This window comes from Verminephrobacter aporrectodeae subsp. tuberculatae At4, from assembly GCF_000193225.1.
Taxonomy (GTDB): Bacteria; Pseudomonadota; Gammaproteobacteria; order Burkholderiales; family Burkholderiaceae_C; genus Acidovorax; species Acidovorax aporrectodeae.
In genome coordinates, this window is record NZ_AFAL01000385.1 from 1 (window position 1) to 26,610 (window position 26,610).

The 26,610-nt window shown below is 63.8% G+C and carries 13 protein-coding genes and 2 pseudogenes; 6 read left to right on the plus strand and 9 right to left on the minus strand.

The features are described from left to right. On the plus strand, positions 1 to 984 hold a 984-nt coding region (gene ychF, locus VTU_RS0109940; RefSeq protein ID WP_010103752.1), incomplete at its 5' end, for a redox-regulated ATPase YchF. Here ychF and VTU_RS26750 read toward each other — a convergent pair. After that, complete coding sequence (locus VTU_RS26750) at positions 974 to 1,891, minus strand: LysR family transcriptional regulator (RefSeq protein WP_010103753.1); 918 nt, start codon at positions 1,889 to 1,891, stop codon at positions 974 to 976. The genes ychF and VTU_RS26750 overlap by 11 nt on opposite strands. Positions 1,892 to 1,952: 61 nt before the next feature. Here VTU_RS26750 and VTU_RS26755 point away from each other — a divergent pair, with 61 nt between their 5' ends. The 3 genes from VTU_RS26755 to VTU_RS0109960 all read left to right on the plus strand — a co-directional run bounded on the left by VTU_RS26755 (position 1,953) and on the right by VTU_RS0109960 (position 4,310). Next, complete coding sequence (locus VTU_RS26755) at positions 1,953 to 2,276, plus strand: hypothetical protein (RefSeq protein WP_010103755.1); 324 nt, start codon at positions 1,953 to 1,955, stop codon at positions 2,274 to 2,276. A 12-nt stretch (positions 2,277 to 2,288) separates the two neighbouring features. Continuing rightward, positions 2,289 to 3,263, plus strand: coding sequence for an alpha/beta hydrolase (locus VTU_RS0109955; protein WP_010103757.1), 975 nt, complete (start codon positions 2,289 to 2,291; stop codon positions 3,261 to 3,263). 69 nt (positions 3,264 to 3,332) lie between these two features. Beyond that, positions 3,333 to 4,310 (plus strand): Bug family tripartite tricarboxylate transporter substrate binding protein, encoded by a 978-nt coding sequence (locus VTU_RS0109960; RefSeq protein ID WP_010103759.1) that lies wholly within the window; start codon positions 3,333 to 3,335, stop codon positions 4,308 to 4,310. A gap of 27 nt (positions 4,311 to 4,337) precedes the next feature. Here VTU_RS0109960 and VTU_RS32675 read toward each other — a convergent pair whose 3' ends face one another. The 3 genes from VTU_RS32675 to VTU_RS0109985 all read right to left on the minus strand — a co-directional run bounded on the left by VTU_RS32675 (position 4,338) and on the right by VTU_RS0109985 (position 19,029). Continuing rightward, the gene (locus tag VTU_RS32675) at positions 4,338 to 7,616 is read right to left on the minus strand and encodes a hypothetical protein (RefSeq protein ID WP_138927835.1); all 3,279 of its coding nucleotides are present in this window, start codon (positions 7,614 to 7,616) and stop codon (positions 4,338 to 4,340) included. Positions 7,617 to 7,710: 94 nt separating this feature from the next. Then, complete coding sequence (locus tag VTU_RS0109980; RefSeq protein WP_010103766.1) at positions 7,711 to 17,511, minus strand: hemagglutinin repeat-containing protein; 9,801 nt, start codon at positions 17,509 to 17,511, stop codon at positions 7,711 to 7,713. A gap of 57 nt (positions 17,512 to 17,568) precedes the next feature. Further along, positions 17,569 to 19,029: a ShlB/FhaC/HecB family hemolysin secretion/activation protein gene (locus VTU_RS0109985; protein ID WP_010103767.1), complete on the minus strand. Its 1,461-nt coding sequence runs from the start codon at positions 19,027 to 19,029 to the stop codon at positions 17,569 to 17,571. Positions 19,030 to 19,540: 511 nt separating this feature from the next. On the opposite strand from VTU_RS0109985, the gene VTU_RS34765 reads away from it, so the two are divergent. Next, on the plus strand, positions 19,541 to 19,708 hold the full coding sequence (locus tag VTU_RS34765; RefSeq protein ID WP_265259422.1) for a type II toxin-antitoxin system HicA family toxin: 168 nt from the start codon (positions 19,541 to 19,543) through the stop codon (positions 19,706 to 19,708). Positions 19,709 to 19,722: 14 nt separating this feature from the next. After that, positions 19,723 to 20,115 carry a type II toxin-antitoxin system HicB family antitoxin gene (locus VTU_RS0109995; protein ID WP_029554269.1) on the plus strand — a complete coding sequence of 131 codons (393 nt, stop codon included), beginning with the start codon at positions 19,723 to 19,725 and terminating at the stop codon, positions 20,113 to 20,115. A gap of 15 nt (positions 20,116 to 20,130) precedes the next feature. Here the strand turns inward: VTU_RS0109995 and VTU_RS0110000 are convergent, their stop codons facing one another. The 5 genes and pseudogenes from VTU_RS0110000 to flgJ all read right to left on the minus strand — a co-directional run. Then, the gene (locus VTU_RS0110000) at positions 20,131 to 21,063 is read right to left on the minus strand and encodes a LysR family transcriptional regulator (protein WP_010103770.1); all 933 of its coding nucleotides are present in this window, start codon (positions 21,061 to 21,063) and stop codon (positions 20,131 to 20,133) included. 114 nt (positions 21,064 to 21,177) lie between these two features. Continuing rightward, positions 21,178 to 22,406, minus strand: a pseudogene (locus VTU_RS26760) (aminotransferase-like domain-containing protein). Positions 22,407 to 22,662: 256 nt separating this feature from the next. After that, positions 22,663 to 23,916 carry a flagellar hook-associated protein FlgL gene (gene flgL, locus VTU_RS0110010; RefSeq protein WP_010103774.1) on the minus strand — a complete coding sequence of 418 codons (1,254 nt, stop codon included), beginning with the start codon at positions 23,914 to 23,916 and terminating at the stop codon, positions 22,663 to 22,665. A gap of 37 nt (positions 23,917 to 23,953) precedes the next feature. Next, positions 23,954 to 25,926 (minus strand): annotated as a pseudogene (flgK, locus tag VTU_RS26765) (flagellar hook-associated protein FlgK). 19 nt (positions 25,927 to 25,945) lie between these two features. Next, the coding region (flgJ, locus tag VTU_RS26770) for a flagellar assembly peptidoglycan hydrolase FlgJ (RefSeq protein ID WP_010103776.1) at positions 25,946 to 26,610 on the minus strand (665 nt) is incomplete at its 5' end.

Genomic DNA, 26,610 nt, shown 5'->3' on the forward strand with positions numbered 1-26,610 from the left:
GAGCCGAACGTCGGCGTGGTGGAACTGCCCGATCCACGCCTGGCGCAGATCGCGCAGATCGTCGCTCCCGAGCGCATCGTCCCGGCGATCGTGGAATTCGTCGACATCGCGGGCCTGGTGGCCGGCGCCAGCCAGGGGGAGGGCCTGGGCAACCAGTTCCTGGCGCATATCCGCGAGACCGACGCCATCGTCAACGTCGTGCGCTGTTTCGAGGACGAGAACGTGATCCACGTGGCGGGCCGTGTGGACCCGATCTCGGACATCGAAGTCATCCAGACCGAACTCTGCCTGGCCGACCTGGGCACGGTGGAGAAGGCGCTCAACCGCCACACCAAGGCCGCCAAATCGGGCAACGACAAGGACGCCGCGAAACTGGTGGCGCTGCTCACGCGCATTCGGGCGGCGCTCGACGAGGGCCAGCCCGCGCGCTCGGTGGACACCACCCGGCAAGAGCAGGCACTGCTCAAACCGCTGTGCCTGATCACGGCCAAGCCCGCCATGTTCGTGGGCAATGTGGGCGAGGACGGTTTCGGGAACAACCCCCTGCTCGATCGCCTGGAGGAATACGCCGCGCGCCAGAACGCCCCCGTGGTCGCCATCTGCGCCAAGATGGAAGCCGAGATGGCCGAAATGAACGCTGCGGACCGCGCCCTGTTTCTGGCCGAAATGGGCCAGAGCGAACCGGGCTTGGACCGCCTCATCCGGGCCGCCTTCCGGCTGCTCGGCCTGCAAACCTACTTCACTGCAGGCGTGAAGGAGGTGCGCGCCTGGACCATCCACACGGGCGACACGGCGCCGCAGGCCGCAGGCGTGATCCATGGGGACTTCGAGCGCGGCTTCATCCGCGCGCAGACCATTGCCTTCGACGACTTCATCGCCTGCGCAGGCGAACAGGGCGCCCGGGACGCAGGCAAGATGCGCGCGGAAGGCCGGGACTATCTGGTCAAGGACGGCGACGTGTTGAATTTTCTTTTCAACGTCTGACCAACGGGGACGCCGTCCCCAGCGCCGCGGCCAGCAGCGTCCACAGTGCCTGAGCGGGTTGCCCCATCTCGGTCTCCTCGCGTCGGATCAGCCCGATGCGCCGTACCACGGCCGGCCGAACCAGCGCCCGGGTCTCCAACTCGGCGCCGCCGGCGGCCAGGGCCAAGCGCGGCAGCACCCCGATGGCCGAGCCGTTGCGTAGCAGCCCCAGCATTGAGGACAGGTGCTCCACTTCGTCAAACCACGGCAGGGCGATGCCGGCCGCCGCCAGCGCTGCATCCATCTGCTGGCGATTGGCGCTGGTCAAGTGCAGTGCCGTCGGTCGCCAGGGCGCCAGCTCCGACCAGGCCACCTGTGCTTGCGCCTGCAGAGGATGGCCCCGCCGAAAAGCAAGCACGTAGGGGTCGTCGGCCACATGCTGCGCATGCAGGCCGGCCTGCGTGTCGGCCAGGACGCTGATGCCGAACTCGGCCTCGCGCTGCTGCACTGCAGCCGTCACGCGCAGGCCCGTGTCATCGCGCAGGTGCAGCCGTACCTGCGGATACTGCCGGCGGAACGCGTCCAGCACGCGCGGCAATAGCGCGTAGGCCACGGTGGTCAGGCAGGCCACCACCACGCGGCCCGAAGCACCGCGCGCGCAGCGAGCGGCTTCTTCCATGGCCTCGTCCAGCCCTGCCAGCAAAGGGCCGACTGCGCGCACGAGCTCCAACCCCTGTGCGGAGAACGCGACACGCCGCGTGGAACGCTCCACCAGCGGGCCTCCCACCGCCACCTCCAACTGCGCGATGCGCCGGCTGAACGCCGACTGCGTGATGTGCAACTGCTGCGCGCCCCGCACGAAGCTGAGCGAGCGGTGCAGGGCGAGCAGGGCGCGCACGTCGTCGATGCGGTAATTCATGCGTGGCATACATCGATTCTTGAAAATCCGGCAATTTACCGGATGGGTCAGGGTGCGCAGAATGTGCCCCATGCCCATCATCAAGATATTCGCCACGCACCCGCCAGGCGCGCAGGTGTGCACGGCGCTCGCCGATGAGCTCGAAGCCATTTGCATCTCGGTCATGCAGGCACGCGCGGACACCGTGCAAGTGCTGCTGTCGGGCAGCACCGTGATGCTCAAGGGCGCGCCCGTGCTCGTGGAAGCGCATTACCGCGCAGGAGCGCAGCGCGACGCGGCGGCGCTGGCGCGCTTCATGGATGGCCTGGAGGGCGCGTGCCGGCGCTGGCTGGGAGAGACCCCGCGCATCCGCTGCTTCGCCGTGGAGCCGGCTGCGCTATCCGCCCGCCACTGAACCCGCGCGGCCATGAACGAACACGAACCCGTTTTGCGGCTGCGCGAGATCCGCAGCTTCTGCGTCGGCGGCTGCGTGCGCAGCGTCCACGGCCTGCCGGTGCAGCGCCGCCGCCTGGCCCTGGGCGGGCCGGTGCGCCCGGTGGACCCCAACGGCGAGCACATCACCGGCCAGATGTACGTGCAGGCGTACCTGCAGGCCGAACCACGCCACCGCCTGCCGGTGCTGCTGTGGCATGGTGGCGGCATGACCGGCGCCAACTGGGAGAGCACGCCGGACGGGCGAGCGGGCTGGCTGAGCGCCTTTCTGCATGCGGGCTTCGACGTGTACGTGAGCGATGCGGTGGAGCGTGGCCGCGCCAGCTGGTCCCCTTGGCCCGACATCTACGCCGACGCGCCGCTGTTTCGCACCTTGGGCGAAGGCTGGGAGCTGTTTCGCATCGGGCCGCCAGGCAGCTACCGCCGCGCGGCGCAGGAGCGCGTCGCGCACGCCGGGCAGCAGTTCCCGGTGGCAGCCTTCGAAGCCTTCGCCGCCCAGTGGGTACCGCGCTGGGTCGGCCATGAGCACATCACCTTGGTGGCCTACGACGCTTTGTTGCAGCATGTGGGCGAATGCATCGTCGTCGGCCACAGCCAGGGCGGCGGCTTCGCGCTGGAAGCCACGCGCCGCCGGCCGGGCCACGTGGCGGCCGTCGTGGCGCTGGAGCCCTCGGGCGCTCCCGAGGCGGCAGCGGCCGCCGGGGTCCGCCTGCCGCCGCATCTGGCGGTGTGGGGCGACTACATGGGAGCGCACGCGCTCTGGCGCCGTTACCGCGCCACGGCGGACGCCTATTTCGATGCGCTGCACGCCGCCGGCATGCAGGCCAGCGTGTGCGAGCTGCCGCGCGAAGGCATCGTCGGCAACTCGCACTTTCCGATGCTGGACCGCAATTCCGACACAGTGGCCCAGCGCGTCATCGCGTGGCTGGACCACACCGTTCGGCCTTGAAGAGGCCACTCCTGCATGCCCTGCATGTTCCCCGCGCGCTGAGCCGTCCTTCCCGAGAGACCCCCACCGATGATGATCCGTCGCCACCTCCTGCGCGCCACGTGCGCGTGCCTCGCGAACCTGGTCGCCGTCAGCAGCGCGCGGGCCGAGGCAGTCGCTTGGCCCGCGCGTCCCGTGAAGCTCATCGTGCCGTTCGGCGCCGGCAGCGGCAACGACATCGTGGCGCGGCTGCTCGCCGATCAGCTCTCGCGTGCGCTGGGCCAGCCCTTCGTGGTGCACAACCAGGTTGGCGCCAACGGCGCCATCGGCGCCGAAGCAGCGGCCCATGCGGCGCCCGACGGGTACACGCTGTTCCTGGCGACGAACACCACCCAGGCGGCGAACCCCGGCCTGATGAAGAAGCTGCGCTACGACCCGGTGAAGGAATTCGCGCCCATCAGCCGCGTCGCCAACACGCCCGCGCTGCTGGTGGTGCACCCGTCCGTGCAGGCCAGGACGGTGCCCGAGCTGATCGCGCTGGCAAAGTCCAGGCCGGGCCAGCTCAGCTACGCCTCGGGCAGCGCCGGCACGCGGGTACCCGGCGCCATGCTGACCAGCGCAGCGGGCCTGGACATGCTGCACGTACCCTACAAGACCATCCCGCAGGCCCTTGCCGACGTGGTGGCCGGTCAGGTGCACGGGATGTTCACCGACATGGCCACGGGCATCCAGCAGGTCCGGGCCGGGAAGGTCCGCGCCATCGGCATCAGCAGCCTGCGGCCCGCGCCGCTGCTGCCCGAGGTGCAGCCAATCGCCCGCACGCTGCCCGGCTTCGAGTTGCTCGCGTGGTACGCGCTGTACGCGCCGGCGGGCACGCCCCAACCCGTCATCGCCCGGCTAAACGCCGAAACCCGCACCGCCCTGAGCGACGCCGCGCTGCGCGAGCGCCTCGTCAGCCTGGGCCTGGAGCCCATCAGCAGCACGCCGCAGGAACTGGCGGCCTTTGGCCACAGTGAATTGGAAAAATGGACGCGTCTGATCAGGGAGGTTGGTATTGAGCCGGAATAGGGGAGTGCACGGAGAATGTCGAATAGCTCAAGGAACCGTATAAAATGCGGGATAATCCAAAAGTTTATTTTGATAATTCTTAATCGATTCATCAATTCGGTATTTGTAAGTGTTATTGACTTTTATGAATTCATTGAGATGCCCTGCGAAATCCATTGTGGTCAAAAATTCTCTTACAAAGGCTCTCCCTTGATCCGTTCTATAGAACGCCAATCTCTGTTCGGTCGATGCGGCTTTTAGATACTGCTGCGTAGTGACGTTTGAGCCCGATCCTTCGGGATAAGCTTGCATCAACATCCTGTCAAGATCAGTTGCCCTGGGAAGAGCAAATTCCCTCTTTTTGCTCAGCCAGGTTTTCACTGCCTCTTTTCCGAGATTTTCCGGCGCCTCAGTCAGCGCATATCCGAAGAATCCGGATTTGTCGATGTATTGGTCTTTGCTCTCGTAATTCGGCCTGACCGGGCCCTTGCTCGAATGTACTTCATCGTGCTCTGACAAATCATTGCGGCTCTTGTCTGCGTTGAAAGGGGGGCGGTAATTGCCTGCTCTGTCATCGAGTCTGAGATTTCGCATCTGTGATAACTGAGAACTGATGGGATCTACCCCTTTGGCGCCCAGAAACATTTTCCTCGTCGCCTCGTCACTTCCAAGAATCTCTTGGAATTTGGTAGTGGCAGTGTCAAGATCGCCCGCGGAGGCGATTTCTTCAGTGGTAAACCATTCTTTAAAGAGCTTTTTTGCGACAATTGCTCGCGCACCCACGTCGTTCCCGTATGCAATCGCGTCAAACTGGTTTTTCTTTGCCAACCTGCTAAGAGCAACCCCTCCACCAACTGAAACACCCGGAGCAACTGGAGCAGCAATGTTGAATGCGGCCCGGTTTTTTTGTTCTGTTTGAATACCTCTTTCTATGTATGCGGAGAATTTTCGACCTTTTTCCCCTTGACTGTATTGCTGAAATTTGGACTGCTCAGAGCGACTTTCGTACTCCAAGCCACCAGTAAACAAAGAGCGCGCTGTTTTGCTGGCTATCTCCTTGGAACCATCCGAACGGTCGGGGAGAGGGGTATGAGTTGTTACAGCTAACTTTTTTATTATGGTTGTACCTGTTTGACCCGGATCGGTGTAATCCAGGGGAGTCTTGGTGACTTGCGACGAAAATTGAAATTCTTTTCCAATAATATTTTTACCATTTCCAAACAACGGGAAAAAATTATCGCCAACCACCGGAGTTGTCGTCATTGAGAGCCCGAAAGTATTCGCCGTGCGCAATCCACCACTACCGGAAAATACGTCGGTTCGACTTATCAGTCCATTTTTGCTGTTATCAGCTCCCCTGGTAAAACGGGAATGACTGACCAAAGAGGTTCTATGAAAGGGAAGTCTTTCAGCGTCCAGCTCGGCGTAGATTTTATTTACTGTTTCCTCATGCGACAGTTTCGTCGCATCAGAAATCGGTCTAGCCATGTTTTCTGCCGGGTTTTGATGCCCTTCCATCTGATCAGGCGTCAAGACGACTCTGAGAGGAGCTTCGGGATCGAAACGCTTGTCTTTTTCGTACCGCGTCTGAACCTTCAGTGCCCCGGCAAACGATGAATACGCTTCTTCAATAGTTGCAGCGGCAATTTGAAAGTCTTTATCCATTTTGCTGTGTTTGATGCGACGGTTGCTACCGTTCATGCTCAACAAATCTGTATCTATGAGTGAAAGAGTGAAGCCATATTTGTTGAGCACTCCGATTGAATCTCTGACGATTTTCAATTGGGCGCGTTTCAATTTTCGATCATTTTGTACGGCAAAATTGTTGATCGAATTTACTGCATTGGCAAATTCTTCGTGTATTGCAACTACTCTATCTCCGGCATCACCACGCAATGAAAGGGGACTGGTATCATTTTTCTCGAGCCCCGCCATCGTATTAAGGAAACGGTCAACAGGAACTCCAAGAGCATCTGCAATGGGCCTTCCAACAGCATACAATAGAGGCTTGCTATCGGCGAAGTATCTTGAGACGTATTTTGCAGATTGATCAATGCTCCCGGTAAGACTTGGATCAAAGGCATTGTGTGGCAGTTTGGGTGACTCTGTGGTTCTATGGGTCCGCGTAAAAGTTTGCATGACGTTGATATCCCCGCCAGCCGACAAAGTTGGAATGAGCGGTTTTCCTGACAGTTGAGCCGAGAATTTCCAATAGGCACTTTTTGCATTTTGATCCCGCGTAATCCACGATGGCTTGGGAAGAATTTTTGGAAAAAGCGCCATACTTTCCGGTTTGGTTTTGTCTGCGTCTGGTATGAACTGCAAAGCAAGAGGCTTTTCTACTCCATACAAACTACTGGAGACTGTTCCGCCTAATCCTGCATCTTCATAAGCTTTCAAAATCTTTGGTTCGTTTTTATAGCCGCGCTGAATGCGACGTTGCGTCACCCCTGCCAAGTCACCTGTATCCAATTGACTTCGTGGCAAGAGTTTATCTGAAATTGAACTGTCTTTTGTCAACTTGGAGGAAGCTGACTCTGTGATGGATGGTTCAAGCATATTCATCAACAGCAGCATACCATGCGCATCCGCAGGGGTGGATGCACTAGCCGAATACTGACCAATATTACGCGATATCCCGCCTTCAATGCGCCCAGATACCGAGGCGAAAAGAGAAATATCAGCCGATTTAAGATCATCAGCTGTTTGGTGACGACTGGATGGAGAAATCAAAGCGTTTTTCTCCAGGCCCACATTGGCCTGGACCCCGAGACTCAGATTGCCTTCGATTTGACCCGTTTTTGCTACAAGAAAGTTTCCATCATTGCTTCGGGAAATTTCGGTGGTTTTCTTGTAATTTCCGCTTAGCTTCAGATCAATTGAAGAACCAAACACTCCGGAGGGACCCGGTTGATCGATTGCTGATGCCCCGACGGATGTACTTGGACTTCCAGTGTATCCGCCCCTTCCAAGCATATGGACTTCTACTCCAGTGGTTTCACTTATGCCCTCCCCTGGGGCGATCAATTTATTGTTTTTGAAATTTGCAGAGAAATTTTCCAGAATTTTCGATTTCTCTCTGCTTATCCTTGCAAGTTGATTGTTGGTGTTGCTGTTTTGATAGGCCAATTTTTCAGCCCTCCTGATATTTTCTAATTTTTCTACCGTCTTTTTTCTGTCGGCAGAGGATCCACCCAAGGTGAGATTTTTGCTCCACCGAGCGCCCGATTCGAGGGCGGCGTGCCCATTCGCGATGATTTTGGTCGCATCGACCTTTGCATCTTGAATCAGTTCAGTGCGGTTTTCTTCGCTTTGGGCATCATCCAATTTTTTCCCAAGATCATTTCTTAACGCGTTAATTTTTCTATCGTTTTATTGGCACGATCATCAAAAGACCCTCCTATTTTGGAAGTCAATGAATTCATCTTGACTCCGCTGGATTGCAATTTTTGCGCAACTTCCGTGAATGATCCGATATTTTTCCTATATAAGCATCAAGATCATCGCGATTCTGATTTGCGACAGGATTGGCGATACTGGGGTTCTCTGCGATTCCGGTCGATGCTGCTGATGTGGATGCCAAATCCGTATCAATATCTGCATGCCTTGCCGGGCTGAGCAGGGTCGCTGGTGCTTGCCCTTCAAGAGTATCCGCTGCGGTATGTTCCGCAGGAGTCTTGTGCTCCAGAGATTCTCTCGGGCGTGGATCCTCGCGAGCATCCATCCGCGGCAGTGTCTCGTGGATTTTTTCCGGATGCTGTTGCGTATGGGCTTGCTCGTTGTTCTGGTCCGCCTGTCGGAGACGGTTGAAGCTCCCATCATCTTTCCGATCTGCAATAGGACTGGAGGAACTGGATTCCTCTGCGAGTCTGGCCGACGCCGGTTTGGACGCCAAGTTCGTGCCAGTATCTGCATGCCTTTCTTCTGCCGGATTGAGCAAGGTCGCTGGTGTTTTTCCTTCAAGAGCATGCGCTGCGCTGCGTCCCGCAGGAGTCTTGTCCGTCCGAGACGCACGGGGAGCCTCCCGAGCATCCACCCCCGGTGATGTCGTGTTCGACACCGCAGTGCTTTGCAACGGCTGGGCATCGCCTCCCCGCGTTCCGACCAATTCAACCGCTACCGGCTTGGTTGGACTCAAAAGATAGCCGATTCTACCATCCTTCAGAATTTTCGGTGGATTGAACCACTTGGACCGTGGTTTTGCTCGCTCTGTATCGGGAGCATTCTTGCGGTCGTTCTTCGCAACGTTCGAGGAGTGTGAGTCATCCCGAGGGGGAGTGGAAGATGAATCTGCGCCAGCACCTTCTTTTTTGTTATCTTTTTGGGTGGGCAAATTGCCAGGAAGGGAACTGGAAGATGAATCTGCGCCAGCACCTTCTTTTTTATTATCTTTCTGGGTGGGCAAATTGCCAGGAGGGGGATTGGAAGATGAATCTGCACCAGCGTTTTCTTTTTGATTATCTTTTGGGAGGTGCGAATTGCCAGAAGGGGGAGTGGAAGATGAGTCTGCACCAGCCCCTTCTTTTTTATTATTTTTTGGAAAATGCGAGTTACCACGAGGGGAACTGGAGGATGAGTCTGCGCCAGCACCTTTCTTTTTATTGCCATCGAGTCTGATTTCTGGCGCATAAGCCACAATCCCGAAGCTGTCACTTGTGCTTTGCACCGTCGTCTTTTCCATTTTCCCGCCTGCCGTCGCGTGCAGGTCATTGCTACCCACAAGCTGTACGTTCTCAAGACTCGCATTCTTGCCTGCCGCGAGGGTGACCTTGCCTGTGCTGAGGATCTCTGTTCCCGTGACGGTGTCGCTGCTCGTTTTCTCCAGGTTCAGTGCGGCATTGGGGGCGCCTGTCTCGGAATAATTCTTGGAGAGCCCTGCGTTCCTGCTTGCGCCCGGGTTTTTTCCTTTGGAAGCAGAAATCCCGACACTGGCGGACACCGACAGGCTTTCTTGCCGATCATGAGCGGCCTTGAAGGTCAGATTACCTGCGGATGCGATGGTCACGTCGTTCTTCCCGGCGTCGAACGTGACACCGGTAAAGGAGGCATCCTGCCCACTTTGAATGGTGATAGGACCGGCTCCACTCTTGATGCTGCCACCCAGCTCTTGCACACGGCTGCTTTGCGCCACTTGGACTTGCACCCCCAGATTGCCCCCGCCACCCTGCGCGGACACGGAGATGCCTGCATCCACGCCAACGCTGCGCATCTTGGATTCCTGATAATTGGTGGCCGCGTCGAACGAGGTCTTGCCCCCTGCGACCAAGTCAACTTTCCCTCCCGCGTCCAGTTTGGAGCCTTCATAGCGCGCATCGCCTTTCGTGCGAATCGAAAGATTCTCGCCCGCCCGAATCACACCGGCCACTGCTTGGCTGCTCGATTCACGCTGCTCGGAGCCATGGTAGGACGCGTTGATGTTCGCAGCAGGCCCCACGACACTGATGTCTACGGTTCCGCCAGCATTCGTGCTGGTCTCGCTGGATGTGGAGGTATTGCGCGCCGCCCGATAGTCCAGAGAGCCGGCTTCGAGGCTCACGCTCTTCTTGGCATCGATTGTGCTCCCCTCCAGTTCCGTCTTGTTCCTGGATGAACTGCGCACACTACCGCCTACGGAAATGCTCGACACAACGGCCTGGCTGCTGCTGGATCGGGACGAGGCATCCTCGTGCTTATGGGACGCCGTCACTCCGGCGGCTACGCTGGAGCCTTTCTCGCTTGCCATCAGACCGGCAGAGACGTTGGCCGTTGCTTCCGCATACAGACCGATCTTGGTTGTATCGCTAGCACTGTTGGATGCACTGTACGTGGTATTTGCAGCCGCCAAGCTCCTGATCGTCTTGGCCGACTGCGTCAAATCTCCGCCGGCCTCAATCCCGGTGCCGACGTCGGTAATGCTTTCTCGCGCCGTCCGCTTGATGTTTCTGCCCGCCGTGATGCCCGAGATGACCGCGAAGGTCGCACCTTCGACGCTATCGCTGCGGGTGTTGGTCGCCTGAATGCCCATTTCGGCGCGTGCCTGCGCATGAGCGGTGGCACTGGCTTGCACACCCAGCCCGACCCCCGCGCCCGCATCGCCCCCCGCGCTGGCGGTTCCGGTTGCGTAGAATCCTGCTGTCGTCTCGCTGCTGCTCGATCGCTTTTCGTGCACGTCGTTGACGGCCTTGAACTCCATCTTGGCCGCATGGAGATCAACGTCGCGGTCGGCAAACAAGTTTCCACCTTCCAATACCAGATTCTTCTTGGCCTTGATGCTGAGGTCTTGACCTGCCGTGATGGACGAGCCCTGATGTGTCGTATCCAATGTTGCATCTGTTTTGGTGCTGTACTGCATCACGTCAATGCGATTTTCAGAGCTTGCGGAGACCTGTCCAGATAATCCAATCTTGGCGTTCGGATTGGTATTGTGGGCAGCGCTACCACTGGCTTCGGCACTGGCTTGTGCCTGTGCCGTGTTCTTCGAACTGGCCATCAACCCGATCGACAGGCTCTCATGCTGTGTCGTCGACGTTTTCCTGTCTTCTGCCGCAAGAAGATTGACGTTCTGCGCATTGATCTTGGCGTCACCAGCGGCCACCACGTGCGAGCCTTGCAAGTTAATGTCCCGCGATGCATCGACCGTCAGATCGCTGCCGAACCGGATGATCGATCCAACATGCTGCAAGTCGGTGGTCTGGGTTTGCGTTTTGGTCTTGGCATACAAGGCCAAACCGGCAGATCCCGATGCATTTGCGCTGGCCTCCATGTTGACCGACTCGGGCACCTTGTCATCGACGGCCACACCCAAGGCAGTGCGCGGAGCAGCACCGGCGGTATCGGCCGAACCCGCGGCAGTGGGCGCGGCAGCACCGGTGGTATTGATCGAACCAGCGGCAGTGGGCGCAGGAGCTCCGGCGTTGGGGGTGCTCACCTGCGCATCTCCCGATGCGCTCACTTGCAGAATGCCGGTGCGTTCTATCACGGTGCGTGTCTCTTCATAGTTACGCCCCGCCAGCACGTTCACGTTCTTGCCTGCCTTGATCTGACCATGGCCCTTGACATCGACACGTGAACCTTGGACCGTGACATCGTTCTTGGCTGTCAGATTCGCATTGCCCCCCACTTCGAACTGACTGCCGACATTGCGGACCAAGGTCGAGTCCGTGGTCGTGGTCGTGGTGCCGAACAGAGAATTATTCATGCCGAAACCAGATTCCCGGGTTTCGCTGTGCGAGAGGATGCTGTTTTCCCGTGCGACGATCTGGATGTCGTTCGCGGCATCCAGCTGGGCATTGCCCGTCACCTTGACGTCGGTGCCTGCGAACGTGATGTTTTTTCCGCTGGTGGCATTGAGATTGCCGCCGATTTTCAATCCCGATTTCACCTGTTCGATGGTCGTGGTGGTAATCGTTGCCAAGCTGGATTGGGTCTGTCCCTGCTTTGAGTCGTTGTTGGTCGATTCGATCGGCGCCGCTTGGTTGTTGAGCTGGCCCACGGCGGTTGGCGGGCCGTCTTCGATACGTCCATGCCGGGTGTCGATGCGCTTGTCCTGAATCGTGTCGAAATGGATGTCGCCACCGGCTCTGAGGCTGGCGTCTCCGCCTGCGGTGATGTTGGCGCCGGTGTTTGCGATGTTCTGCGCCGCGTCGAGCGACAAAGTGCCGGTCGATGCTATCGACGCCGTCTTGCCGAAATCGGTCTCGTAGCGTGTATCGCTGCCCGATCCGTTCGCCGTCGTTTGGTTGACGATGCTGCCCTGCGTGGAATGGATTGCTACGTTTCCACCCTGGATCGTGCCCGAGGTGTTGCGCACGTCACCCGCCGATACCACGTTGAGTGACTGCGTGCCGGTGATCGTGCCGCCGGTGTTGGTCAGCGAAGCAAGGCTGAGGTCGGCCATTTCTGCCGTGATGACGGCGCCTTGCGTAATGTTCGCCTTTGTTTGCGGTGACAGATAGACCACGGGGGCCAGCACGACTTGGCCGTTGATTTCTGTCTGCACCATCCACACGATATCGTGCGTGAGCTTCGACTGCTGTTCTGGCGTCAGCGCCTGCCCGTAGACCAGCCCGAGCGCCTCGCTCTCGCCGGCGGCCGAGTCCATCAGGCCCTGCACCTGCGCGCTCGCGTTCTGCGCACTCGCCAGCAACGCGTTGCCGGTCTGTGCGATCAGTTGCTGTTTGATCAGATAGGCCTCGTAGTTGGCGTCGCCCAGGCGGCGCACCAATTCATCGGCGTTGTAGCCCAATCGGCGGGCTAGGTAGTCCGAACCTGGCGTCGGCGAGCCGATCTGGTAGAGCGGGTTGCTTTCGACAAAATACTGCGCATCCGGCTGCTTCGCGATAACGTACAGACCATTTGGATTGGTCGGCAATGGGTTGTTGCTGCCGCCGAACGAGGTGCCTTCGATGCCGTTGGTCGTGTTCACATTGACGAACGAGGTCGCGGGCTGACCGCTGAGCGTATTCACGGGTGTGACGTGGATGCGGTCGGCGCCGGTGGTGCCGCTGGCCGCCGGATTGAGCACGCCCTTGTTCGCATCGCCGCCTTCGCGCGGCCTGACGGTGGCATGCTTCGGGCCGCCCTTTTTGATTAATTCCACCGGGGCGGTCGAGCCGTTGTTGCTCAGCGCGAAATGGCTGCCCGACAACTGGCGTGCGTAGACGCCGGCACCGATATTGCTGAGCTCGGTGACATCATGGGTTTCCGAATTTTCTTCGACACGCCGCGTGTAATAGGTCAAATTGCCTAGTGCGATGTAGCGGGTGTGCTCGGTCCAGGTGCGCGTGTAGGCGGTGCGTTGCAGCGCCAGATCATCGTTGACGAAGGTCGCGTTGGCCCCTGTGCCGTTTAAGGCCACGGTGTCGCCCGAGATCACGCCGCCCAAGTTTTTGCCGGTGTTGAAATTCAGGCTGACCGTGCGCGCGCCAGTAATTTGGGGCTTGATCGTGGGCGTGCCGCCCGAGTAGATCTGATCCTTGTGCCAAGTCTGCGCGTAGTACCAATATTCGGAGAGGTCCGGGAAGCTGTCGTAGTAGCCCGCTGGATTGTGGCTCGTCTCCTTCGTGATCGCGGCCGAGTTCTCGCCATATACGCGGGTATCGCCACCGGGCACTTCGTTGAGCAGGGTACGCGCAGTCAGCGCAATCGAGCCGTTGCTGTCGATGGTGCTGTTGTTGACCAGGGTGTTCGCGCCCAGGGAGATGGACGTGCCAGCGCTGATCCTGCCTTGGTAGGCGGTCAGCGTGGCGGCGTTGGTCAGCGTGCCCGAATCGGCCGAGGCCGTGAGCGCGTTGCCGGCGTAGAGCGTGCCCTGATTCAGCAGCTTGCCGGTGGTGGCGGTGACGCTCAGGTCATGCAGCGCCGAGATGCCGCCGGACAGCCCGTTGGTCACCGAGGGGGCGCTCACCGTCAGGTCGTTTCCCGAGAACAGCAGGCCGTTGTTGCTCAGCGCTTTCGCGGTCGTGATGCGTGTCTGCCAGGGCGGCGAACCGGCCGACGCGTTCTGCTCTTTCGAGCCCAGAACCTTTGCGTTGGCGCCGGCGAGCGACAGCGTGTCCAGCGACAGCTCCATGTCCCGGTCGGACGACAGGGTGGCGCCGTCGGCCAGGGAGACGGTCCCGAGTGCGGCCGAGAACTGCTGGCCGACGACGGTGCCCGTCGCGCCGACGTTCAGCGTGCTGCCGCCGGTGCCGTTGAGCGTGAGCATGCCGCTGCGGCTCTGCAGGAGTCCGTTGACCGCAGCGGTGTAGCTGGTGTTGGCGACGCGGCTTTGCACCGTGAGCTTGCGCTCGGCAATGATGGTGCCGTTGCTGCTCAGGCCACCGCTGCCCACGCCAAGCGCCATGGCGCCCGCCGACTGGATGGTGCCGGCATTGCGTATCTCGTTGGCGGACACCGCGCCGGCGCCAACGGACGCGGTGGCCACGTCGATCGTGCCGCCCGTGCGGTTGTGCAGCGAGCCGGTCGTCGACACCTTGCTGTCGCTGCGCGTGCCGCCCTGGATCGTGCCCGCGTTGTCCATGCTGAGCACGTCGATGTCCAGGCCATCGCCGAGCATTTTGCTGTTCTTGCCGTTGCTCAGCGCCGCGCCCGTGCCTTTCACCGTCAGTTGCCGGCCTGCCTGCACCACGGCGGTGGCACCGGTGTTGTCCAAGCCGGTCGTGGTGTTCGCCGTGAGCCTGCCGGCGGTGATCAGCTTGCCGCTGTTGCTCAGTTGGTCGGCATCCAGGTCCCCGTCGCCCGCACCCTGCAGCACGCCGCTGTTGCTCAGCCTGCCGCGCACGTGCACACGGTCAACGGCGTTTGGCTGCTGCGATAGCAGCCAAGTCCCCGCGTTGTCGAAGCGACCGGACGTGACGGTGCTGCCGGTATTCGCCTGCACGTGGCCGGTGGCGGCGTTGCTCACGCTCAGCGCCTGGAGTTCGACGTTCTGCTCGGCCTGCAGCGTGCCGCTGTTCGTCATCGCTTGCGCGCCGCCGCCGTTGCGGTCGGCGATGTCGATGTGCGCACTGGCGCGCACGGTGCCGGTGTTGGCCAGGGTGCCGTTCACACGCAGCATGGCCGTGCCGGCGCTGGCGTCGATCGCGCCCGCGTTGCGCATGCTGCGGCCCGCGCGGACGAGCACGCTGCGGCCCGTGAGGGTCGCACCCGCTGCGTTGTCCACACGACCGCCGCCCGCCACGGAAAGCGCACGGCCGGCTTGCAGGGTGCCGGCGGCCGTGTTGGAGAGATCGTCGGCGGTGCTGACGCCGAGTTCGCCCGCGCTCAGCACCGCGCCGCCGTTGACCAGGTTCGCGGCGCTGACGACGAGCTTCCCTGCGCCCTGTAGCGTGCCGCTGTTCGTGGCCTTGCCCGACACGGTGAGTTGGTCATTCGCGTCGGTCGCCTGCGACAGCAGCCACACGCCCGCGTTGTCGAACGACCCCAGTGCGGCCGTGCTGCCCCGACTCGCCTGCGTCCGGCCGTGGGCGGTGTTCGCGAAGAGCGATGCTTTCAGCGTGAGCGCGCGCTCGGCCAGGAGATTGCCGCTGTTGGTCACGGTCTGCGTGGCCGCGCCCGAGCGGTCTGCGATGTCGATGTCGCCGCGCGCGTGCAATTGCCCGCTGTTCTCGACCGTACCGTTCACGCGCAGCGTGGCGTTGCCGCTGTCGGCCGTGGCGATGCCCGCGTTGAGCAAGCCGTCTGCGGCCGTGAGGTTCAGGCTCGCGCCCTGGAGCACGCCGGAGGCGGCGTTCGACACCGCGCCGGCGCTGACGACGCTCAGCGCGCCACCGGCCTGCGTCTTGCCGCTGTTGAGCACGCTGCCTGCGGTCACGAGCACCGAGCCTGCGCCCTGCAGCGTGCCGCTGCTGCTGTTGTTCACGCTGCCCGCGCGCACGACCACCGAACCCGCGCCCTGCAAGGTGCCGCTGTTGACGAGCGTGCGGCCCACCGTGAGCGCATCCTGCGCACCGGCCTGCTGCGACAGCAGCCAGGCGCCCGCATTGTCGACGTGGGCGGCATTCACCGTGCTGCCGGTCTGCGCCTGGATGCGCGCGCGCGCCGTGTTGCTCACGTCGGCGGCCCTCAGCGCCAGCGCGCCGTCGGTCAGGAGCGTACCGCTGTTCGCGAGCGTGGCGCTCGCGCCGCCCGAGCGGTCTGCGACGTCGAGGTCTTGCGCGGCATGAATTTGGCCGCTGTTGTCGATGCTGCCGTCGGCACGCAGAGTGAGCTTCCCCTTGTCGGCCGTCATGGTGCCCGCGTTGGAGATGCCATTGCCCGCCGAGAGCGATACGTTCCCGCCGCGCGACTTCAGGACTGCGTCGGACGCCGCACGGATGCCTCCGGTGGACGAGAGCGTCATGCTGCCGGCCGACTGCAGTTCGGCCAAGCCCAGCGCCAAGTCGCCCTGGTCGGTGCTGGCGGTCAGCGTGCCCTCTCTGCTGTATAGCTTGGTGGCGGCGGTGCTCACGAGGTGGCCAAAGGCGCCATTCCAGGCGCCGCCCGCGCCCCATTGCGTAGCGCCGAGCGATGCGCTGTTGCCCACGGCCAGTGTCAGCGCGCCGCCCGCGTGGCGCAGATTGTTGTTCGCAATGCCCGAGGCGCTCGCGCTGTCGATCAGGCTGGCCGTGCGTACCGACAGATCGCTGCCCGCGATCAGTGCACTGCCCGTGATGGAGGTGCCGCCGGCCGCATCGAGCACGGTCTTACCGGTGGACGTGAGACTGGCGTCAGTCAGCGCGAGCGCATTCGCTTCGGCACTGGTGGTGCTCACGGTCACGTCGCTCAGAGCCGTGACGCGGGTCTGCAACTCGACTCTGCCCGCAGCCGTCAGCGTAAAGTCGCCCGCGCTGGCCGCAGCATCACCCAGCAAGCGCACGCCCACGCCGGCCTCGGTCGAGGTCAGGCGGATGCGGTTGGCGTACATGCCGCCGAGTACCGAACTGTCTACCGAATACACCGGTGCGGCGCCGGTGTGCGTGGCAGGGCCTGTGACGGCGCGCGTGTCGTAGCTCCAGCGGTTGGCGCCGACGGCGACGCCCACGTCCTGCCCGTGGATGGACGCCTCCAGCCGCAGCGAGCGCGTCACGAGGTCGAGCACCTGTTGCGCCGTGGCGTTCAGACCGGTGCCGGTGATGAGGATGTCGCCTTGGCCCGTGCTGAAGTGGTCCAGGCCGCCGGTGGGGGCCAGGAACGGATTTCCGGTGCTCAGCGTGACGCGGTCGGTGTTGATGAAACCACAGCCGCTGCAGCTAATGCCGTAAGGGTTGGCGAGCACCACGTCGGCCCTGCCGCCCAGCACCTCGGTGAACCCGGCGAGGGCACTGCGGTTGTTTGAAATCACCTCGTTGAGGATGACTCGCGCCGTGTGGGCCTGGTTGAGGTTGGCCGTGACCTGCCCCGCCAACTGCGACGGGTAGACGATCTGCGCACTCGTCGTGTTGTTCAGCACCAGGCCGATCGGGTGCACGTTGAAGCTTTGGTAGCGATTGTGCGAGAGCCCGGCCGTGTTCGCCGCATTCGTGTTGACCACGGTGACGCCATTCGGCGCCACATAGGCGTTCAACGGGCTACCGGGCGCGACCACCACGGACGCGACCTGGGCGAGCGTGCCCAGTGGAATCAGCGCGAGTGCGCCGAAGGCCCGGATGCCGCGACGGCGCACCCTGGCCCTGCGGCCCTTGCCATGTCCGCGCGCGGTTTCTGCCACGGCCATCCAGGTGGCCGATGCCGAATTCCAGATGACCCGATAGATGTGGTTCATGGCAAGGTCCTCAAAGGGAAGCGGACAGGCGGAAGTTGTACCGGGTGCCTTCCCGTTTCAGCGCAGAGGGCATATGGACGGCGCGTGCTCGAAGACGTCGAGATTCAGGGTCTTCCACTGAAGCGCGGTGCCCAGCGTGGCGCCCGACAGCGAACCCGAGGGGACACCGGCGGCGCGGTTGCTCACGCGGCCCGCGTCCAGGCCCGCGTAGGCGCGGACCGACAGCGGCGCGCCCTGGATCGTCGCCACCGTCCCGGGCATGGAAAGTTCGTTGCGCAGGTAGAAACCGTTGTCGCCGCTGAGTACGCTGTCGAGGAAACCGCGCACCGAAGAATTCCCGCCGATCAGAATCTGCTGCGCGCCATAGAGCGTGTCATAGGCATGCTGGCCGCTGAATTGGCTGGACCACTGAAAGACACGACCGGCGATGTCCAAGCCGCGCGAGAAGCCGAGATCGAGCGCCAACTTGCGAAACTGTGCGTGTGGCAGGTCATCGGGCCGATCGTCGGCGTCGCGCAGCGCGCCGAAGTTCGTCAGACCCTCTACATAGCTGAATCGGGCATTCAGGATGCCGCCGCCGACCTGGGTGAAGGCGCTGGCCGCCCAGTCGAGCGTACTCAGGGTGCGGCTGCTGACTTGCAGATACTCGCCGCCGAGCCAGTTGCGCGTGGATTGCGTGCCGAGCCGGGCGGACAGCGAGATGCGGCTCGCCTGGTCGCGGTACACCACCCGGTCGGCCGTCAGGCTCTTGCTGATGGTGCGACCTTCCGAGACAAGGCTCAGCCCGCTCGGCGGGTGCAGCACGTTGGTATAGCCGCTCTGGCTGGTGTCGAGACTGAAGGTGTTGTAGCCAAAGGGCAATACGGCGCGCAGACCGATCGAGTCGGAGTTGTGCTCCCGTCGCTTCGGCAGCACCGATTGGCGTTTGGTGATCGAGAGCAATTCATTCAGACCCAGCACGCTGTCAAAGGAGACCGTGGCCGAGGCGGGAAAGACACCGGTGGCCCGCGTGCCCGAATTGTCGAGCGAGACATAAGCGTGTACCGGAAAAGCAGCCGGGTTCTCGACCCCCACCACGGTCTGACCGGGTTCGCTGCCGGGGCGCAGATCAAGCTTGGCGTTGTTGGTGGTCAGACTATTGATCTGGTTGATGCCTTGCTCAAGGTCGCGCAGATTGAGCAGGTCACCAGGATTGACCGGAAAGGCACCGCGAATCCATTGGGCGCTGTCTCTGCCGCCAATCAGTTCGAAGCGCTCAATCCGGCCTTCGACCACCGTCACTTCGAGTATGCCGCTGCGCAGATCCTGTGCGGGCAGGTAGGCGCGGGTAGTGATGTATCCACGGTCGATGTAGCTCTTGGTCACTGCGGCCAAGATGCCCTCGAGTTCGGGTCCGCCCAGGCAACGACCGGCATTGCCGTTCTCAATATCGTGCTTGAGATCGCTTGGAAGGTGTTGCGTGTCGCCGCCAAAGCGAATCTCGCGAATCTCCCGGCACGGTGCACCGAGCTCAGGCACCGATACCTGCGGCTTCAGATCCTGCAGGTCGGTGCCACCGGGGGGGGCCGTGCCCGCATGGTCCGGTCCTGTTCCTCGCGCAGTTGGTCTTGCTGCTGGCGCTCAATAATCTGGTTTTGGCGGTCGATAGCCGGGGGGGAGTTTGCGCCCGTGCATGCGTTGCGAATCCGAAGATTACACCGATCAAGATTACCAAGAACGAGATCAAGATAAATCCTTATATGGAGTGTCGTTGTCCGCGCAAGCATCATGGCCCTGATGGTGCGAGCACGTGACTTTCGGGGCCGTTGTGCTGTTGGGCGGAAACATCAGGTCCTCAAACAAGGTGTCCATGTGTCCGCTCGATCCGGGTTTCGTGGGGGGCTGACCATGTCAAAAGACGCGCAATATTCGTGCCGACATATCTTCACAGGCTCTGAGTAGTTAGGCTCTGAGTAGTTACCCGCAGGCAATGGGGCGATCCGCAGGCCCCCGCAGCCGCGCCGGATGCGGTATTGGCGCTCTTGTTTTGGTGGGTACGATAACCACTGCGAACGGCAAGCAAATCATCAAGATGCTCGAAGCCGAAGGATGGGTGCTGGCGCGGGTCAAGGGCTCGCACCACCCGTTCAGGCACTCCGACGGCGACGTCCCGAAGGGAACGCTGAACAGCATCCGCAAGCAAGCGGGCTGGAAATAAACAGGAGTCACAGCATGCGATACCCCATAGTTCTCCACAGCGATGACGGTGCCCGTTGGGGAGTGACCGTGCCGGATCTTCCCGGCTGCTTCTCTGCGGGCGACAGCGTGGACGAGGCCTTGGAGCGTGTCGTCGAGGCCATCGGCCTGCACCTTGAAGGCGTCATCGAGGATGGGGGGGAGGTGCCCGTCCCGCGCCCTGTCAGCGAGCACTTCGCGAATCCGGACTTTGACGGCGGCACCTGGACGCTCGCAGAGGTCAACACCGGCAAGTTCGATGGGCGGGCCGAAGAAATCAACATCACCATCCCGCGCCGGGTGCTCGCGCGGGTGGATGCGTACGTCAAGGCACATGGCCTGACCCGCTCGGGCTTCCTGGTTCAGGCCGCGGAGCGGGCCATCCGTTGATCATCGGCGCCGTGTTCACAGCGCAAGCCGTGCGCACAGTGCATCCACCGCCGGAACCACCGCTTGCAGCTGTTCGAAGAACCGCTGCGTGGCCGGGCTCAGGACGCGGTCGCGCCGGTGCACCATGCCGATGCTGCGGCGCGCTCCGGGCGAGGCGATGGCGCGCGCCGACAGGCCGTCCATGTCGAGTTCGGGCAGGGCCAGGCGCGGCAGGATCGCGACGCCCAGGCCGCGCCGCGCCATGGCGGCCGCCGTCAGGATGTGCGTGACGTCGTAGCGCGGCAGCACGGCGCTGCCGGTGGCACGCCGCTGCATGGCGCGATCGAACTGCGCGCGCACACTGGAGCCGCGCGAGAGCAGGATGAGTTCATGTGCGAGCAGATCGCGCCAGAGCACGCGCCGGGCTGCCTGTAGCGCGTGGCCACGTGCGAAGACGGCGCAGAACACGTCGTCGATGACCGGCTGCGACACCAGGTCGGAGCCGGGGTCGGGCAGCGTCGCCAGCGCGCATTCAATCTGGTTGCTGCGCAGCAGCAGGAGCAATTCGTCGTTGTGCGCCTCGATCACCCGGGCCCCAAGAGCGGGGTGGACGCAGCGCAGCGCTTGCAGCGCCGGCGCCACGAGCGCGAATGCGGTGGACGGCAACGCGCCCAGGATGACGCTGCCGCGCCGCGCTGCCGACAGGTCGAGAACGCTGCGGTAGGCCTCTTCGATATCCGCCAGCGGCCGCTGCACCCGCGCAAGGAATTCCCGGCCGGCTGCCGTGAGCGCCATGCTGCGCGTTGAGCGCTCGAACAGGCGCAGACCGAGTTGGTGTTCCAGGTCCTGGATCAGGGCCGTGAAGGAGGGCTGCGTCACCCCGAGCACGCTGGCGGCGTGGGTAAACGAGCCATGCTCCGCCGCGAGCAGGAAGGCCTTTACCGGGCGGTATTTGATGTTCAGGGTCATGGGCGCTGCAAGGCCGGGAGTTTTTGCCGGGCGCAGCTTGCGCCCCCCGGGCCTCCGCGTGGGGACAGGCGCGGAACGGGCCTTGCCAAGCCCCCTCTTTGAAGCGACCCGGGTCTATCCCGCAGCCTGGGAATCGCGGATGGCCGCGGCCAGTGCAGCGATTCCGGTGGCGATCTGTTCCTGCGTGGCGGTGACGAACGACAGGCGCAGCGTGCGCGGGTCGGCGTTGCCCGCGTGGAACGCGGCGCCGGGAACGAAGGCCACGTTGCGCGCCACCGCCCGGGGCAGCAAGTCGGTGGCGTCCATGCCTTCGGGCAGGCGCAGCCACAGGAACATGCCGCCGCCGGGGCGGTTCCACTGCACGTCCAGGCCCTGCATTTCCTTGTCGAGCGCGCCCAGCATGGCGTAGCACTGCTGCTTGTACAGCGCCCGGATGGCGGGCACGTGGCGCTCCAGAAAGCCGTTCTTGAGCACCTCGGCCGCGAGGCGCTGGTTGTAGCCGGGGGTGTGCAGGTCGGCGGCCTGCTTGGCTTGCAGCAGCTTCGGGTAGATGGCCTTGGGCGCGACGATGTAGCCCAGGCGCAGTCCGGGGGCGAGCACCTTGGAGAGCGAGCCGACGTAGGCGCACCTTCGGGGTTGCGCGCGCTCAGCGGTGCTGGCGGCGGGGTGTCGAACCACAGGTCGCCGTAGGGGTTGTCTTCCACCAGCGGCAGCTTCCGCTCGGCTGCGGCCTGCACCAGCGCAGCGCGGCGCGCCTCGCTCATGGTTCGGCCCGTGGGGTTCTGGAAGTTGGGCAGCACGTACAGCAGGCGCGCCTTGTCCGCGCCGGTTCCCATCTTGGCCGCGAGCTCGTCGATGCGCACGCCCTCGTCGTCGCAGGCCAAGGCGAGCACGCTGGGTTCCATGGGGGTGAAGGCCTGCAGCGCGCCCAGGTAGGTGGGCGTTTCCACCAGCACGCGGCTGCCGGGGTCGATGAGCACCTTGGCGATCAGGTCCAGCGCCTGCTGCGAGCCGGTGGTGATGATCAGCTGGTCCGGGTCCACGTCCCAGGGCAGGAAGTCGGCAATCGTCTGGCGCAGTGGGGCAAAGCCTTCGCTGGCCGCGTACTGCAGCGCGGCGGGGCCGTCGTGCGCCAGCACGGTGGCCGATGCGGCGGCAAACGCGCTCACCGGAAAGGTCCGGGGCGAGGGCAGGCCGCCGGCCAGGCTGATGATTCCGGGCTTTTCGGTGAGCTTGAGGATGTCGCGGATGACCGAGGGGGTCATGCGCGCGGTGCGGCGCGCCAGGGTCCAATGGTCGCTTGGGTGGCTCGGGTCTATGTGTGCAAGCGCATCCGGTTTCATTTTCATTCTCCTGTGGGCGACTCCGGTCGCCCATGGTGTCAAGGCCTTGGAAAAAACGCGCTCAGCGCATGGGGACGGTGTTCAGGCGCGCCGGGATGGGGCCTGCCACGCCTCCGCAATGTAGCGTGCCGGCCGGTACACCATCCATACAGCCTGCGGGCGCGGTGGCGAATCTGTATTGCCCGGGATGGTGCTACACCCCAGCGCGACCCACGGCAGAAACGGACGTGTCCTGGCCCAGTGGCTCAGGGGGGGGCTACCCCAGGAAATCGAATAGCGACAGCCTCTGCACCCGGGCGTAGGACTTGAGCGCCGCTTCGTACCCCGTCTGCTGGTTCTGGAAGTCCGAAATGCCCTGGACCATGTCCAGGTCCTCGGCCCGCGAGCGATCGCCTTCGAGTTGGGTGGAGCGCTTCTCCTGGTCTGCCGTGATGCGGTCCGCGCGGTTGAGCAGTTCTCCGGCGTAGCCGCGCAGCGCCTGCACCTGTTCGAGGCCGCGGTCGATGTTCGCCAGCCCCTGGCCCACGGCCTGGATGGCTGCGTTGTTGTTCGGCGCATCGCGGATGCTGCGGATGGCGCTGTCGAGCGTGCTCAGCAGGCTGGCGCTGGGTTCCACGCTGACGCTGTCGCCGGCGGCCGGTGTGCCCTCGATGTCCAGGCGCAGGCCCGGGATGCCGGTCACGGTGATGCGCACCGGCTGGTCGCGGGGAAAGTCGGGTGGCACCACGGGGGCCGATACGACGCCGGTGCGGGTGTTGGTGATGGTGTAGGTGATGCTGCTGGTTCCCGCCGTCGCGCCCGGGCGCACGGCGCCGAACGTGATGCGGTAGCCGTCGCCCGTCGCCTGGCCCGCTGCGGTGGGCTGGACCGCCGTCGTGGTCAGCCGCCGGTCCGTCGGGATGGGGCTCACCTGCGCGGTGTAGACCGCGTCGCGGCGGGGGTCGAACATGAAGGCGCCGTAGCCGTCCAGCGTGCCGGGAAGGCGCACGCCGTCGCTCGCCACCTGGCCGGGCTGGCCCTGGAAAGCGTAGTCGGGGGCGCTGCTCCGGGGGCCAGAAAAGGGCGCCGCCATGCTGCCCAGCGCGGCGAACAGCGGGATGCCGTTGGTGTCCTGGCGGTTTGCGGCCTGGAGCAACTGCTCGCGCAGGCCCTGCAACTGCTGGGCGATGGTCGCGCGATCGTGCGCCGTGAGGCTCGCGCCGCCCGCGCTCACCACCAGTTCGCGGAAGTCCTGCAGCAGGCCCACGGCTTCGCCGAGCGTTCCCTCGCCCTGGGTAATGGTGTCGCGCCGGGCTTGCAGCGCGCGCTGCTCGCTCTGGATGCGCGCCAGGCGGGTGAGTGCGCGTTCCGCCTGCGCCGCAGCGACCGGATCGTCGCTCGCCCGCAGCACGCGCTTGCCCGCGCTGAGCTTGTCCTGCATGGTGGCGAGATCGCTCTGCCGCGCGTTCAGCTTGCGCAGGCTGTCGTCGTACATGGCGGCGGTGCCGATGCGGTCGATGCGGTTGCCCATGGGGTACTCCGGTGTGCTTGCGAGCAGGTGGTGGCGCTCAGCCCATGTCCTGCAGCAGCGTGTCAAAGATGTTCTGCGCGATCTGAACCATTTTTGCCGCGGCCTGGTACGCCTGCTGGTACTGGATCAGCTTGGCGGCTTCCTCGTCCAGGTTCACCCCGGAGATGGCGCTGCGCTCGCGCTCCAGGGAGGCGGCGATGCCCGCGGACAGGTCGGCAGCGAGTTGCGCGCTCTGCGTGCGCGTGCCTATCTGCGCGATGGCACTCGCGTGGCCGTCGCTCAGCGTGGCCTCGTCGAACAGCTTCAGGTCGCGCAGGGCCAGCAGCGCCTGCGCGTTGCCCGCGTCGCGCGTGAAGGCGTCGCCGTACTGCGCGTCGAGCGCGTTGCCGACGACGAGCGTGTCGCCGGTGTGCGGCGTTCCCTGCAGCCTGATCTCCCAGCCCTGGACGGAGATCGGCGCGCCGGACAGGTAGGGCTGCGCGGCGGCAAGCGCGGTGGCGGGGACCGTGGCCTGGTCGAGGACGTCGTACGTCGTTGGCGGCCCGGCGTTGAAGCGCAGCAGCACCCCTCCGGGCACGGGGGGCGTGGCAGCCGGGTTGGCGCGCGCGGGAAGCACCAGTCCGGGCGGGTTCGGCAGGCCCGTGGCGCGCAGGCCGAGCAGTTGCAGCGTGCCGCCATTGGCCGTTCCCATGGCCGCGTTGACGGGGTTGGCCGCGGCCAGGTCGCGCGGGGCGTGCACCAGCGCCTGGATCTCGCCCGCCGCGGTGCGAAACGGCTGGAACAGCATGCGCTCGCCAGGCACCCCCGGCGTGCGCAGGTTGAAGACCAGGCCGTCGATCGGGCGCCCGGCCAGCTGCGCCGCGCTGGCAAACGGCGTGGACTGGCCGTCCGAGAGCCGCACGACCTGGCCGGAGGTTGCGGTGGTGAAGCGGATTTCGTAGTCCGACGCCGCGAACCGGGTCGGGTCGCTGAAGGACAGCGTCGCGACCCCGGGGCCGGCGCTGCGCCCGGGAATCTCGGTGGGCAGCGCGAACAGGTCGCTGCCGGGTGCGCCATCGAGCGTCCGGCCCAGCCTCTGCTGGCCGTTGAGCACCTGGCCGGTGGCCAGCGCCATGCGGCCCAGCAGGTTGCGGCCCGTGCTCAGATCGTTCGCCTCAAAGCGCAGCAGGCCGGGAATCGACCCGCCGCCGAGCAACTGCGCGTCGAGCGCGTTGGCCCGGGCCCCGGGGAGCTCGAAGAACAGCCCGATGCGGTCGCTCCCGGGAAAATCGGTCGCGGGGCCGATCGACAGCTTGGCGGCCGTGCTGCCCAGCACCAGCGGCTGGCTGCCTGCAACGAACAGGCCCACCGTGCCGTCGTCGGCCGGCAGCTGCGTGGTCTGCACGTACTGGTTGATGTCGCGGATGATCTGCTCGCGCTGGTCGAGCAGGTCGTTCGGGGGCTGGCCATTGCCCTTGGCGAGCGCGATCTGCCGGTTCACGTCAGCCATCTGCGTGACCAGGGCATTCACGGCCGCGGCGCTGCTTTGCAGTTGCTGCCGGACGTCGTCCTGGAGATCGTCCAGGCGCAGCGCCGCCGAGCGCATGCGCGCCGCGGTTTCGTCCAGGCGCGTGAGCACCAGCGTGCGCGCGCTGATGTCGGTGGGCGCGCTGACCACGTCCGCAAAGGCGTTCAGCGCGTCGTTGATGGCCGCGCCCAGACCGTTTGTGCCGCCGCTGAAAATCTCCTGCAACTGGCCCAGGCGCTGCGCGCGCGCGGCGTCGGCCGATTGCACCGAAGCCGCCGCCGCGCTCTGGCGCGTGAGCAGCTCGCTCTGGTGGCGCAAGAGGTCTGCACCGCCACCCCCTGGCCGATGTAGCCAAGGCTCGTGAACCGGCCCGGAACGGTTTGCAGCACCACGCTCTGGCGTGAATGGCCGGGGGTATTCACGTTGGCGATGTCGTTGCCCGCGGTCTGCAGGGCCACCTGGTTGGCCAAAAGGGCGTGTGCGCCGACGTTGAGCAGACCCATGACGTGGTTCCCCCGTGGCTCATCCGTCCCGCGCACGCTGCGCGCTGGCGATGGCGCCGCTGAGCTTGCGCGCGTACTCGGGGTCGGTGGCGTAGCCGGCGTTTTGCAGTTCGCGCGCGTAGGCCGGCGCCGATCCGAGATTCGCGCGCGCCTTCTCGTAGCGCGGGTTTTCGGTAATCAGCCGGGCGTAGTCGCGCAATGCGTCCTCATACGAACCGTAGGCGCGGAACTTGGTCAGCACCTTGCGCGGCGCGCCGGCCACGTATTCGGTGGTCGTGGTCTCGGCGACCTTTGCGCTCCAGCCCTTGCCGGCCTTGATGCCGAACAGGTTGAAGGTGTTCGCGCCGTCCGCCGTCCGGATCTCGTGCCGGCCCCATCCGGTTTCATGGCCGGCATGGCCGAGCAGGAAGCTCGCAGGGATTCCGCTCTCCCGGGCCACGCGCTGCGCGGCGCTGCCCAGGCGCTGCACGAAGTCGTCGCGGTGGGTGATGCGCGGGGCGGCCGCTTGGGCCTTGGTGGGCGCGGCCGTCGCTTCGGCCTGGGCGGGCGCGGCGGCGGCGCGGCGCGCCAGGCCCAGGGTCGAGGGCACGGGGGGATGTGCTGCGGCTACGCCGCCCGCCGTCTGGCGCGGGGGGGCGCTGCGGGGCGTGGTCTGAGCCGATATCTGGCGCATGATGGCCTCGG